The following is a 13,201-nucleotide window of genomic DNA, read 5'->3' on the forward strand; positions in this document are numbered from 1 at the left end:
TTCAGTACGTGGTGTATAATAATAGTAATATTTCTTAATAGGAGCAAACGAATGAACGAACAATATTACGATGCTGTATTAAATATAAAAACTGTCGGTGAGCAAAAAGGATTTAATAAGTCTATGCATTATCACCGTTATGAACCGACGCCATATAGCGGATTAGATGAGTTATTGAATCAATATGAAATAACAAGTAGCGATCGAATTGTAGACTTTGGGTGCGGAAAAGGGAGATTGAATTTTTACATGCACCATAAGTGTGGTGCTTCGGCCGTTGGGATTGAAATGAATGAAGAGTTTTATAAAGAAGCAATGGATAATCGTGATCGTTATGCGCGAAAAGTGAGAAACAGTAAAGATAAAATTCGGTTTGAATGTTGTTTAGCGCAGGAATATGAGATTGATCCGCGTGATAACCGGTTTTATTTCTTCAATCCATTTTCTGTACAAGTGTTTATGAACGTAGTAAATAACATTTTGCTTTCAGTAGAAGCGGTGGAGAGAGAAATTGATATTATTTTATACTACCCTTCTGAAGATTATATTTTCTTCTTGGAGAATCAGACTGCATTTGAATTGAAGAAGGAAATAAGATTACCGGGTGCTTATGAGAAGAATGGGAATGAGAGATTTTTAGTTTATACATTAGGATTATAAAAAAAGCAGGTGCCTTGGCACCTGCTTTTTTAAAACTCACGTTTATATAATTAGTTACGGATTAAGTAATCAAATGCACCTAAAGCTGCATTCGCACCTGAACCCATAGAGATGATGATTTGTTTGTACGGATTATTTGTACAGTCACCTGCACCAAACACTCCTGGTACGTTTGTAGCGCCGTGCTTGTCTGTTACGATTTCACCGCGAACGCGTTCAACTGTTTCGCCTAACCAGTCTGTGTTTGGCACAAGACCGATTTGAACGAATACACCTTGTAATTCAACATGGTGTACTTCTTCAGTTTCACGATCGATGTAAGAAATACCGTTTACTTTGTCAGTACCAGTAATTTCTTTCGTTTGAACGTTTTTCAGAACAGTTACGTTAGGTAAGCTGTTAAGACGTTCTTGTAATACAGCATCAGCTTTTAATTCTGGCATGAATTCAAGGACAGTTACGTGCTTAACAATACCTGCTAAGTCAATAGCTGCTTCAATACCAGAGTTACCACCGCCGATAACCGCTACATCTTTTCCGATGAATAATGGACCGTCACAGTGTGGGCAGTATGCTACACCTTTGTTTTTGAACTCAGCTTCACCCGGTACACCAACATTACGCCAGCGAGCACCTGTTGAAACGATTACGCTCTTACTTTTCAGAATAGCGCCGTTTTCAAGTTCCACTTCAATAAGTTCTTTTTTCTCTAAACGTTTCGCACGTTGTAGATTCATTACATCGATGTTGTATTCTTTTACGTGCTCTTCAAGACTTGCTACTAGCTTAGGACCTTCAGTGCGTTTTACGCTGATGAAGTTCTCAATACCCATAGTATCCATTACTTGACCACCGAAGCGCTCAGCAACGATACCAGTGCGGATGCCTTTACGTGCTGCATAAATTGCTGCACTTGCACCAGCTGGGCCGCCACCAACAACAAGAACATCGTATGGATCTTTATCAGAAAGCTCTGATGCATCTGGACCGTTACCCATTTTAGCTAAAATTTCTTCAAGTGTCATACGACCGCTTCCGAAAGATTCGCCATTTAGGTAAACAGTTGGTACTGCCATGATGTCTTTACTTTCTACTTCCTCTTTAAATGCAGCGCCATCAATCATAGTATGTGTAATACCAGAGTTTAGAACGCTCATTACGTTAAGAGCTTGTACAACATCAGGACAGTTATGACAACTTAGGCTGATATAAGATTCAAAATGATATTCGCCTTGAATGTTTTTGATTTGATCGATTAATTTTTGTTCAACTTTTGGAGCACGTCCACTAACTTGTAGTAAAGCTAACACTAATGAAGTAAATTCGTGTCCTAATGGAATACCAGCGAATACGACACCAGTTTCTTCACCAGGGCGATTTACGCTAAAGCTTGGTGTTCTCTCTAGTTCAACTTTTTCTACTGTAATCTTAGATGACATAGTAGCTAATTCATCTACTAGAGATAACATATCTTTAGATACGTTATCGTCTCCTGCGCTTACTTTAAGTAAAATATCGTTCTCCATTAACTGAAGGTATTGGGATAGTTGTGTTTTTATATCTGCATCTAGTATCATTTTGATCGAACTCCTTAGATTTTGCCTACAAGGTCAAGGCTTGGTTTAAGTGTTGCAGAACCCTCTTGCCATTTAGCTGGGCAAACTTCACCTGGGTTGTTACGTACGTATTGAGCAGCTTTAATTTTGTTAACAAGGATGCTTGCGTCACGGCCGATACCGTCAGCATTGATTTCCATAGATTGGATAACGCCGTCTGGATCGATGATGAATGTACCACGAGCAGCAAGACCTTCTTCTTCCATTAAAACGTTGAAGTTTGTAGTGATTGTGCGAGTTGGGTCACCGATCATAATGTATTCGATTTTGCCGATAGTTTCTGAGCTATCATGCCATGCTTTGTGAGTGAAGTGAGTGTCTGTAGATACAGAGTATACTTCAACGCCTAAGTCTTTTAGAGTTGCGTATTGGTTTTGTAAGTCTTCAAGTTCAGTTGGACAAACGAATGTGAAGTCTGCTGGATAGAAACAAACTACGCTCCATTTTCCTTTTAAACTTTCGTCAGTAACTTGGATAAATTCTCCATTATGGTAAGCATTAGCTTTAAACGGTTTTACTTCTGTGCCGATTAATAACATATTAAAATTCCTCCTAAAGGTTGGTTTTGAGCATCGGAAATTAGTTTGCTCATAAAATATATTTTTTAATTAACTATAATAATTCTAATTCGATATTAATTATCATATAGAAGTGGTTATTTTGTCAAGAGAATAAACCAACTTTATACCAATTTAATTAATATTTATTCTCAATTAAGGCTGCTAGGGAATTAAAAGGTAATTTTCAAGTCATAAATTTTCAATGAGTGTTTGAAAGAGTAGTGTGTATGTTAGAGACATGGTGTAAGTATAAATTCTTAGGAAGGAAATATTTCTTAGAAGTTGTGGATTTGAAAAGGAACTGCTTACTTCTATTTTACAAAGAATTGTGCAATAAATAAAACAAAATGTATCGGAATCTTTGTGAACAATTATTGTCATCTTAAATATATATAATAAGAAGTATATTGCAATGAGAAATAGAAACATTGACGCTCATTTCTAACAAGATATAATAAAAGCGAGATATGTATTGCAATAGAGAAGATATAGTATAGATTGAAAAAATTTCAGTCTATTATTTTTTACGGCTTTTAGAAAACGTTTACATTTAGTATGGGGGGGAAACCATGTCTAAGTTCACGAAGTATTTTTTAATGGAAGCTAAAGATGTGATTGCATATGTGCAAGAGAAATTACCTAAGTTCGAGCATGCAAAGGGGCTAAAGTGTAAAGAAATAGGTGATGGTAATTTAAATTATGTGTTCCGCGTTTGGGATGAACAGAAGAACATGTCTGTCATTGTAAAGCAAGCTGGGGATACAGCGCGTATTTCAGATGAGTTTAAGTTGTCGACGAATCGAATCCGTATAGAATCAGATGTTTTGCGATTAGAAGGAGATTTAGCATCTGGACTCGTGCCAAATGTATATTTGTTTGATAGTGTGATGAATTGTTGCGTGATGGAAGATTTATCAGATCACACAATATTGCGTACAGCACTCATAAATCATCAAATGTTTCCGAGGCTTGCTGATGATTTAACTACTTTTATGGTAAACACTCTTCTATTAACATCAGATGTTGTAATGAATCATAAAGAAAAGAAGGAACTCGTGAAAAATTATATAAATCCTGAGTTATGTGAGATTACAGAGGACCTCGTATATTCAGAGCCATTTACAAATCATAATAAACGCAACGAATTGTTTCGATTAAACGAAGGATGGATTAGAGAGCATATTTATAGTGATAAAGAGCTTCGTATGGAAGTAGCAAAACTTAAGTTTTCTTTTATGACGAATGCACAAGCGCTGCTTCACGGTGATTTACATACTGGTTCTGTTTTTGTAAAAAGTGATTCTACAAAGGTTATTGATCCTGAATTTTGTTTTTATGGACCTATGGGATATGACGTTGGGAATATAATGGCGAATTTAATGTTTGCATGGGTGAATGCAGATGCAGTGATGCAATCTGGTATTGAGAAAGATACATATATGAACTGGATAGAATCTACCATGATAGATGTAATTGATTTATTTAAGAAGAAGTTTTTAGATGCTTGGGATATTCATGTGACAGAGATTATGGCGAAGGAAGAAGGCTTTAACCGAGTTTATTTACAATCTGTATTAGAGGATACAGCTGCAGTGACGGGTCTTGAGTTAATTCGTCGTATTGTTGGTCTAGCGAAGGTAAAGGATATGACTTGTATTGAGAATGAAGAGGCGCGCGCTAGAGCGGAGCGAATTTGTCTTCAGACAGCGAAGGAGTTTATTTTACAAGCGAATCAATATAAAACAGGTAGTAGCTTTGTAGAAACGTTAAAAAAACAGTCAATGCATAGTGCGAAATAAGGGGAGAAGATGATGGCAGAGCAATTAATACCAATTCAGTGGAAAGATGATGCTTTAGTGTTATTGGATCAAACGGTATTACCGAACGAAGTAGTCTATGAATCTTTTAAAACGGCTGAGGGTGTGTGGGATGCGATTCAAGTAATGAAAGTACGAGGAGCGCCGGCAATAGGTGTTTCAGCAGCCTACGGTGTGTATTTAGGAGTAAAGGAAGTTGCGGAAAGTTCGGCGGAAGAATTCATAGCGGAAGTAAAAAAGGTATGTGCATACTTAGCGACATCAAGACCGACGGCAGTAAATTTATTTTGGGCGCTTGAAAGAATGGAAAGTGTCGCGAAAGAGAATGCTCACTTATCAATTGCGCAGTTGAAAGATAGATTATTAGAAGAAGCAAAAGAGATTCATAGAGAAGATGAAGAAATTAACCGTCAAATTGGAGAACATGCATTAACATTATTCCATGATGGCATGGGGGTATTAACGCATTGTAATGCAGGTGCGTTAGCAACGACTAAGTATGGCACTGCGACAGCTCCAATGTACTTAGCGAAAGAAAAAGGATGGGACTTAAAAATCTATTCCGATGAAACACGCCCTAGATTACAAGGTTCAACGTTAACGGCATTAGAACTGCAGCGAGCGGGAATTGATGTAACGGTCATTACAGATAATATGGCGGCAATGGTCATGTCACAAGGGAAAATCGATGCAGTAATCGTTGGATGTGATCGTGTAGCAGCAAACGGGGATGTAGCAAATAAAATTGGAACATTAGGTGTTTCGATTTTGGCTAAATATTATAACACTCCGTTTTATGTAGCAGCACCAACGCCGACAATTGATTTGAAAACACTGACAGGAAAAGAAATTCCAATTGAAGAAAGGGATGCTTCTGAAGTGATCAATCGTTTCGGACAATACTCTGCTCCTCAAGAAAGTAAAGTATACAATCCGGCATTCGATGTCACGCCATATGAAAATGTAACAGCGATTATTACGGAAAAGGGAATTGTGAGAGCACCGTTTATGGAGAATTTAAAAAAGCTATTTCAATAAGTAGATAGTTTTTAGAAAAATAGTCATCATAAGTTTCTTACTAGGGGGATGTATATGTTACTGCAAAAAGAAAGAGAAGAAGTTGTAGCGTACGGAAAGAAAATGATTTCTAGTGGTTTAACAAAGGGGACCGGCGGTAATATTAGTATTTTTAATCGTAAACAAGGTCTTGTTGCAATTAGCCCAAGTGGTTTAGATTATTATGAAACGACGCCTGAAGATGTAGTTATATTGAATTTAGATGGTGAAGTGATAGAAGGAGAGAGAAAACCATCAAGCGAATTAGATATGCACCTTATCTATTATAGAAATCGTGAAGATATAAATGCGCTTGTACATACACATTCTCCTTATGCGAAGACAATCGCATCATTAGGATGGGAACTTCCTGCTGTATCATATTTAATTGCTTTTGCAGGTCCGAATGTTCGCTGTGCACCGTATGAAACATTTGGTACGAAGCAATTAGCAGAGGCAGCTTTCGAGGGCATGATTGATCGCCGTGCTGTTTTACTTGCGAACCATGGTTTAATGGCCGGAGCGAATAATATAAAAATGGCGTTTACTATTGCAGAAGAAATTGAGTTTTGTGCTCAAATCTATTACCAAACGAAAAGTGTTGGGGAACCAAAATTATTGCCAGAAGACGAGATGGAGAATTTGTCGAAGAAGTTTGAAGGGTATGGACAGCAGTAAAATGAAATGAAAACACCCTCAAGAAAAAATCTTGAGGGTGTTTCTTACACTTTCTTAAGCAACAAATACATAAAGTAAGGTGCACCAATTAAAGCAACGACAATACCAGCTGGAATACCGCTAGGTTCGACGATATTTCGTCCAATTGTATCCGCTAGTAGTAATAACCATCCGCCGATTAAAACGGCGATAGGGATGAATATTTGATGTCTTGGACCTACTAAAGATTTGGCGATGTGAGGAGCCATAAGTCCGATAAAGCTAATGCCTCCTGTTACGGAAACAGCAGCGGCAGCAAGTGCAACGGCTGCGATTAATAAGTATCTTCGTTCTTTTTCAATTTCAATTCCAACACCGATTGCTACTGGCTCGTTTAATGCTAGTATATTTAATCTATTTGCCTTATAGAAAACAAATGGGATTAATACGATTAGCCAAGGAAGCATTGCTAAAACAAATGTCCAGTCATCTCCCCAAATGTTTCCGGCAATCCACTTAGCGATAAAGTCTACTTTCATACGATCTGCAGATGAAATAAGTACAATCATCGCGCCAGATAGTGCAAAGGAAAAACCGATGCCGGTTAATGTTAATCTTATTGGCTGAAGGCCTGTGGATTTGCTATATGAAAATACGTAAATTAGAACAGCTGTTAGAAACGCACCGATAAATCCAACGACTGGTAGTAGGTAAAGGAATGAACCTACGTCTATCGGGAAGTATAGAAAGAAAAAAGCAACTGCAACACCAGCACCAGCGTTAATGCCGAGAATACCAGGTTCAGCTAAATCGTTTCGGGTAATACCTTGTAATACAGCACCTGATAAAGCGAGTGCCATACCAGCTAATAATGTAATGACGATTCTAGGTAGCCTTAAAGAATATAAAACGAAGTCTTCTTTAAATGAACCTTGTCCCATAAGTGTTGGGATTAATCTGTCATAGGAGAGAGCGGCAGAACCGAGTCCCATTCCAATTACAATTGTTGTGATGGTAAGTATGAGTAATGCAAGTATGATAAGGCGTTGTTTCTTTAGAATAGATTGCATCATGAGAAAGTTCTTCCTCCTTTACGTACAATAAATAGGAAGAATGGTAATCCTACAATTGCGACGATTGCAGCAACTGGTGTTTCATACGGAGCGTTAATTGTACGTCCGATTGTATCTGCGAGCAGCATAAAGGAAGCACCAGCGATCGCTGACATCGGTATAACAAAACGGTAATCTGGTCCAACGATTGGACGAACCATATGAGGTATCATTAAGCCGATAAATGCCATGTTTCCGACAAGCGCTACAGAAGCACCTGCAAGCAAGATAATAATGATAAATAAAATTGTTTTAATGACGATAATTTTTTGGCCGAGTCCAACAGCAACTTCTTCACTGAAACTAAGGACTGTCAATTTTCTCGCAAGTAAGATAGCGAGAAATATACTTATTGAAATAACCGGAATAATAATTTTTAATTGGCTCCAACTCGTTCCAATTACTCCCCCGGCAGTCCACATTGATACATCTTGTGAAATTTTAAAGTAAATGCCAACACCTTCTGAGATTGCAAGTAGAAATGCTGAAACAGCAGCACCAGCTAATACAATTCGAAGAGGGGAAAGTCCGCCCTTTTTCACCATGCCAATTCCAAATACCATAATAGCGCCAATTGCAGCACCGATAAAGCAAGCTAGTGTTAAGTAAAGGTAGCTTATAGAAGGAATGAAGGCAAGTGTTAGTGCAAGTGCAGCATTTGCGCCACCAGTTAGGCCAAGTAATCCAGGGTCGGCAAGTGGGTTTCGCGTTAATCCTTGCATAATTGCACCAGAAACAGCGAGTCCAGCTCCTACAAAAATAGCAGCAACTTCACGTGGTAAACGTATTTCACGAAGGATGGATAGCTTATCTCCTTTAGCAGAGGAAGTAAGTGCTAACCATACGTCTTTTATAGAAGTATCTGCAGCGCCTAACACCATTGCAAACATAAAAATAAGAAAGAATGCAATGATACTCAAAATTAATTTGTATGTAAAAGCGTTGGAACGTAGGTTGTCTTGCTCTTTTTTCATTCGTTTCACATCTTTTCTTTTCATAGAATAAAGGAAGAGGAATTCTTAAATTAAGAATTCCTCATGTTTGTATTATTGACCAAGAAAGCTCTTCTTGAAGAAGTCTAGTTGGAAATCTAATGTAAGTGGATCATTGAAATAGAATTCCATCATATTTGCTTCATATACACGATTATTTTTTACTGCTTGAATGTTTTTATATGATTCTGTCTCTTGGAATGAGTTATCAGTATCTTTGTTTTTACTTACGATTAAGTAATCACCAGCAAACTCAGGTAATACCTCAGTAGATAATGCGTAGTATCCTTCTTTTAAAGCTTTTTCTTTTACTTTTTCAGGCATTTTTAATTTCATTTCTTGGTAAAGAATTTCTGTTCCACGGCCCCAGTTTTCGCCGTATACGTAAAGCTGTTTGTTGAAGTTTTCAACAACAGAAACGGTTGCATCTTCACCAATCTTCGCTTTAATGTCTTTTCCAGCTGTTTGTGCGCGTTTCTTGAAATCATCAACCCAAGTTTTTGCTTCTTTTTCTTTATTTAATAATTTACCGATTTCTAAGTGTTGTGTTAAGTAATCAACTTTTCCGTAAGTGTATGTTACAGTAGGAGCGATTTTCTTTAACTTATCAACATTTTTAATATTTGATAAACCAATGATTAAATCTGGATTTAATTCAGCAATCTTTTCAACATTCTCATCTGATACTTCAGCGACATTTTTCAGTTTGCTATCGAAACGTGGGTTTTGTTTAGACCATGAATCTACCCCAACAAGATTTACACCTAATGACATTACGTTACCAGCGAATGATGATAGGACAACAACACGTTGTGGATTTGCTGGAACTTCTACTTTACCATTTTCAGATTGGTATGTAATTGTTTCTGATTTCTTACCTTTTGCGTCGTTCTTCTTGTCTGTTGAACCGTTGCTACAAGCACTCATAACAAGGACGAACAGAACTGTTAGTGAAATAAATAATTTTTTCATCGTCTTTCTCCTTTAGATAGATGATATGTGATATACAATAAATTGTTTAGCTTTGATCTTTTGAAAAGTTAGTGGTAATACAAAGGTCTTATTAACAATCTTGAACTTGAGATTTTACCATATAGTATTCACCATAGTAATAGAAGAAGATGTAATCTCACAGTTGCTAATAATTAACAAATTGATAATGATTATCACTATTGATTCTTTAAATACTATAATTTTATATAGGTGTATTGTCAATAGTGATTTTGATTGTAAAATTTATAAAAACAAGTTATATTTTATTGAGAATGATAATCAATTATTAGTAGCTGAGGAGTGACACGAATGAATCAAGAAGAATTGTTTGATGTAACTGTGATAGGCGGAGGACCTGCAGGGCTTTATTCAGCTTTTTATAGCGGACTAAGAGAGATGAAAACGAAAATAATAGAATTTCAACCACAGTTAGGTGGTAAAATACATGTTTATCCAGAAAAAATGATTTGGGATATCGGCGGATTATTACCGGTTACTGGTGAGAAATTAATTGAGCAACTTGTACAACAAGGATTAACATTTCAGCCTGAAGTTGTATTGAATACAAAAATAGAATCAATTATTCGTAATCAGGATGGCATTTTTACGTTGAAAACAAGCTCTGGGGAAGAACATTTTTCAAAAACAGTGATCGTCGCAACTGGGAGTGGTATATTGAATCCACAAAAGTTATCAATTGAAGGTGCTGAGAGATTCGAAGTCTCAAATTTAAATTATACAGTTAAATCGTTAAAACGTTTCAAAGATAAAACGGTAATTATTTCAGGCGGAGGGAACTCCGCAATTGATTGGGCGAACGAATTAGAACCAATCGCGAAAAAAGTTTATTTAACATATAGAAAAGAAGAATTATCTGGTCATGAAGCACAAGTAAAACAACTTATGAACAGTTCAGCAGAATGTTTCTTTAATACATCGATTACAAAATTAATTGCTGGTGATAACCATGAAGCGATTGAATATGTAGAATTAACAAATCATGAAACTGGAGAAGTTTCTCATTTATCTATCGATGAAGTTATTATTAATCATGGATATGAACGCGATATAACATTATTAGAAAATAGTGAGCTAGATGTTGCTATTGTTGATAATTATTATATTGCAGGGAATGCAAATAGTGAGTCCTCGGTAGACGGATTATATGCCGCTGGAGATATTTTAAAGCATGACGGAAAATTACATTTAATTGCAGGGGCATTCCAAGATGCTGGAAATGCTGTGAATAAAGCGAAACAATTTATTCAACCTGATGCAAGTGAGTACGGAATGGTTTCTTCCCATAATGAAGTATTTAAGAAGAGAAATCGAGAATTGATTAAGCAGATGATGAAATAATAAAGGAACAAGTATACCCCCATTTACATCTCTATTTCTATGGACGAGAGATACAAATGGGGTTTTTCCTGTTTACTATATTTTCAATCATTTTCATGACACCGTTTTCATTAGTTCATGTCATATGAATGTATTTCTATAAAAAGGGAACACAAAGACTTGAACATTTTATTTGTAAATCTTTCTAGGAAACAATGAATCTATAGTTGGTTTGTGCGGACCATTATTAAATTATGCTGTCCCTTTTTCCTGTTCATTAGGAAATGGGATATTTTGTATAGAAACAATATATTGTTTTCCATGTTGTCGAGCTAATGATTCTAATATTTGACGAACGCGTTTTGTAAGATTGCCTTGTTTTTTTATAGCTTCACAATATGCATCATAGAAAACGTATTTAGCCCAAAGGAAATCATCTTGTTGGAATAAGAAATGATTTTTGTACCATTCACCAATCGTATGATAACAATTATTTTCATGTACTGCTGCACTTTGTGAAAGAATACGATCGGATAAAGACTTAGATAGATGAGAAATTGTGTTTTCTGTTTCAACTCGTAATGTTTTTTCTAACATTGTAATGATGTGACGAGTAGCCATATGTTAACTCTCCTTTGTGTAAATGGGTAATACCATTCTATATTTAAAAAAATACTTACTATACTATTATACAATATATGGAATGCATCTACCTGCTTTTTAATTTGTATTTACAAAATCTTTTTTATTTGTTTACAAAAATAAAGTAAGATACATTATGTATATGAAAAAATAATAAAGGAATGAACACATTGTATATAACGATAGAAGAGGCTGCGGAGTATTTGAAATTACCAAAATCGTATGTTGAAGACTTAATTCAGCAAAAGAAAGTTCGTGCATTGTTTGATGGAGAGCAATATTTAATAAATAAGGAACAGTTTAATACACATTTAGAACAAATGGAGAAATATAAGCAGTTAGTGGAAGAAATATTAAATGAACCAATTCCAGAAGATATGGATGTTAAAGACGAAGATTAAATTTATAAAAAGCCCCCGTATTAAGATATGCAGAAATGTATCTTAATACGGGGGCTTTTTATATTAAGGGATGAAAAAGTCATCCGAAATCCTAGAGTTACTTTAAGGGAAAGAAGATTTTATGGGGATTAGTATTATTAGTTAAAAGCATATTTTTTCATAGCGGGGACAAACATAGCGAACATAACCTGTACAGATACATATACTATCAGTGCAAAAGCTTATAAATTAATGGAAGGGGTTTTCTCGTGAGTTTATTTCATTGTGATTTTTTGAAAGACTTAATTGGATCTTACGTGAGAGTAAACAGAGGTGGTCCAGAATCTCAAAAAGGAATAATGGTCGCAGTATGTTTGGATTACTTTGTATTAAAGAGTGAAAAAGGAGAGCTTTCTTACTATCAGCTTCGCCATCTAAAAAGTGTTACAAAAAATACGAAAGATTGTGAAGCAGATGATTATGGATGGTTGGAATATGAAGATGACTTTGAAAAGCTACTTCAAAGCTTCAAATATCGCTGGGTGAAAATTAATCGGGGTGGCCCAGAAAAAATTGAAGGTATTTTACAAGATGTTTCTTGTGATTATGTGACATTAATTGTAAAAGAAGAAGTTATATTAATCTCAATAACTCATATTAAGAGTGTTAGTTATAGCCCAGTAGTGTGCGGAGAGAGCGAAGAAAGTAACAGTGAAAGCAATAGTGAAAGCAATAATTCAGGTCGAACTCGTGCACAAAGACAATCAAGTAGAGGAAGATAATAAGGAAGGAGGATACGAATTTGGAGAGCGTATTATGCTGTGATCAAATTAAAGGTTTAGTCGGTGAGAATGTAAAAGTAAATCTGCGCGGACCAGAAAGTCGAGTAGGTGTACTGTTATCGTTAGGAAAAGATTACCTTACACTACAATTACCCCATGGAGAAGTAGTGTATTATCAGCTGAAACATGTGAAGAGTCTAGTCAAGAAAGTGAAAGAAACAAAATGTGACGATTACTATAGTTCATGTTTCTATTCTGATGAAGATACTTTTTTTGATGTATTAAAAGACCTGAAGTATAAGTGGATAAAGATTAATCGCGGTGGACCAGAGTGTGTAGAAGGTTTATTAAGTGAAGTGCATGAAGAATGTATTATACTAGTAAACTGTGATGAAGTTATTTATATAATTAATTATCATATTAAGAGTGTGAGTCAAGTAGTGAAATGTAAAAAGAATGAAGATGAATAATGTTTAATAAATAAGAGGGGCATTATGATTGGAAGTAAAGAACGATTTCATAGTTCGCTACAATTATGAACGATATATGAAAAGGATCTCTTACTATTAAAAGACAGAACATTGCCCTGATTATTT

14 protein-coding genes are annotated in these 13,201 nt (G+C 35.8%); 8 read left to right on the top strand and 6 right to left on the bottom strand.

Annotation, left to right across the window (positions count from 1 at the left end; genetic code table 11):
* The first annotated feature begins 51 nt into the window (after positions 1-51).
* On the top strand, positions 52-660 hold the full coding sequence (locus MR066_RS21265) for an SAM-dependent methyltransferase (RefSeq protein WP_016103219.1): 609 nt from the start codon (positions 52-54) through the stop codon (positions 658-660).
* A 50-nt stretch (positions 661-710) separates the two neighbouring features.
* Here the strand turns inward: MR066_RS21265 and ahpF are convergent, their stop codons facing one another.
* On the bottom strand, positions 711-2,237 hold the full coding sequence (ahpF, locus tag MR066_RS21270; RefSeq protein WP_012260245.1) for an alkyl hydroperoxide reductase subunit F: 1,527 nt from the start codon (positions 2,235-2,237) through the stop codon (positions 711-713).
* 14 nt (positions 2,238-2,251) lie between these two features.
* Entirely contained in the window at positions 2,252-2,815 is a 564-nt protein-coding gene (gene ahpC / locus MR066_RS21275) for an alkyl hydroperoxide reductase subunit C (protein ID WP_000924420.1), read from the bottom strand.
* A 590-nt stretch (positions 2,816-3,405) separates the two neighbouring features.
* Between ahpC and mtnK the strand changes: the two genes are divergently transcribed.
* From mtnK to MR066_RS21290, 3 genes are read left to right on the top strand one after another with little or no spacing between them, the layout of a single operon-like run.
* Positions 3,406-4,635 (top strand): S-methyl-5-thioribose kinase, encoded by a 1,230-nt coding sequence (gene mtnK / locus MR066_RS21280; protein ID WP_242248438.1) that lies wholly within the window; start codon positions 3,406-3,408, stop codon positions 4,633-4,635.
* A gap of 12 nt (positions 4,636-4,647) precedes the next feature.
* On the top strand, positions 4,648-5,691 hold the full coding sequence (gene mtnA, locus MR066_RS21285) for an S-methyl-5-thioribose-1-phosphate isomerase (RefSeq protein ID WP_242248439.1): 1,044 nt from the start codon (positions 4,648-4,650) through the stop codon (positions 5,689-5,691).
* Positions 5,692-5,745: 54 nt separating this feature from the next.
* Positions 5,746-6,387, top strand: coding sequence for an L-fuculose-phosphate aldolase (locus MR066_RS21290; protein ID WP_242248440.1), 642 nt, complete (start codon positions 5,746-5,748; stop codon positions 6,385-6,387).
* Between the two features lie 44 nt (positions 6,388-6,431).
* Here MR066_RS21290 and MR066_RS21295 read toward each other — a convergent pair whose 3' ends face one another.
* Genes MR066_RS21295 through MR066_RS21305 form a run of 3 tightly spaced genes read right to left on the bottom strand, consistent with a single transcriptional unit; the run spans position 6,432 to position 9,442 of the window.
* Positions 6,432-7,439, bottom strand: coding sequence for a FecCD family ABC transporter permease (locus MR066_RS21295; RefSeq protein ID WP_242248441.1), 1,008 nt, complete (start codon positions 7,437-7,439; stop codon positions 6,432-6,434).
* Positions 7,436-8,476: a FecCD family ABC transporter permease gene (locus MR066_RS21300; protein ID WP_242248442.1), complete on the bottom strand. Its 1,041-nt coding sequence runs from the start codon at positions 8,474-8,476 to the stop codon at positions 7,436-7,438. The genes MR066_RS21295 and MR066_RS21300 overlap by 4 nt, the downstream gene beginning before the upstream one ends.
* Positions 8,477-8,524: 48 nt before the next feature.
* Positions 8,525-9,442, bottom strand: a complete 918-nt coding sequence (locus MR066_RS21305) for an iron-hydroxamate ABC transporter substrate-binding protein (RefSeq protein ID WP_242248443.1) — start codon at positions 9,440-9,442, stop codon at positions 8,525-8,527.
* A gap of 330 nt (positions 9,443-9,772) precedes the next feature.
* On the opposite strand from MR066_RS21305, the gene MR066_RS21310 reads away from it, so the two are divergent.
* Entirely contained in the window at positions 9,773-10,822 is a 1,050-nt protein-coding gene (locus tag MR066_RS21310; RefSeq protein WP_002091284.1) for an NAD(P)/FAD-dependent oxidoreductase, read from the top strand.
* A gap of 231 nt (positions 10,823-11,053) precedes the next feature.
* Here MR066_RS21310 and MR066_RS21315 read toward each other — a convergent pair whose 3' ends face one another.
* Positions 11,054-11,422, bottom strand: coding sequence for a hypothetical protein (locus MR066_RS21315; protein ID WP_002010187.1), 369 nt, complete (start codon positions 11,420-11,422; stop codon positions 11,054-11,056).
* A 182-nt stretch (positions 11,423-11,604) separates the two neighbouring features.
* On the opposite strand from MR066_RS21315, the gene MR066_RS21320 reads away from it, so the two are divergent.
* From MR066_RS21320 to MR066_RS21330, 3 genes are all read left to right on the top strand, one after another.
* A complete protein-coding gene (locus tag MR066_RS21320) occupies positions 11,605-11,844 on the top strand; it encodes a helix-turn-helix domain-containing protein (protein ID WP_002010190.1) in 240 nt (79 codons plus the stop codon).
* Positions 11,845-12,092: 248 nt separating this feature from the next.
* Positions 12,093-12,605 (top strand): spore coat protein, encoded by a 513-nt coding sequence (locus MR066_RS21325; RefSeq protein WP_242248444.1) that lies wholly within the window; start codon positions 12,093-12,095, stop codon positions 12,603-12,605.
* A gap of 20 nt (positions 12,606-12,625) precedes the next feature.
* Entirely contained in the window at positions 12,626-13,075 is a 450-nt protein-coding gene (locus MR066_RS21330) for a spore coat protein (RefSeq protein ID WP_242248445.1), read from the top strand.
* The last annotated feature ends 126 nt before the right edge of the window (positions 13,076-13,201 follow it).

It is taken from the genome of Bacillus cereus group sp. BfR-BA-01523 (assembly GCF_022662615.1).
GTDB classification, from domain to species: Bacteria; Bacillota; Bacilli; order Bacillales; family Bacillaceae_G; genus Bacillus_A; species Bacillus_A mycoides.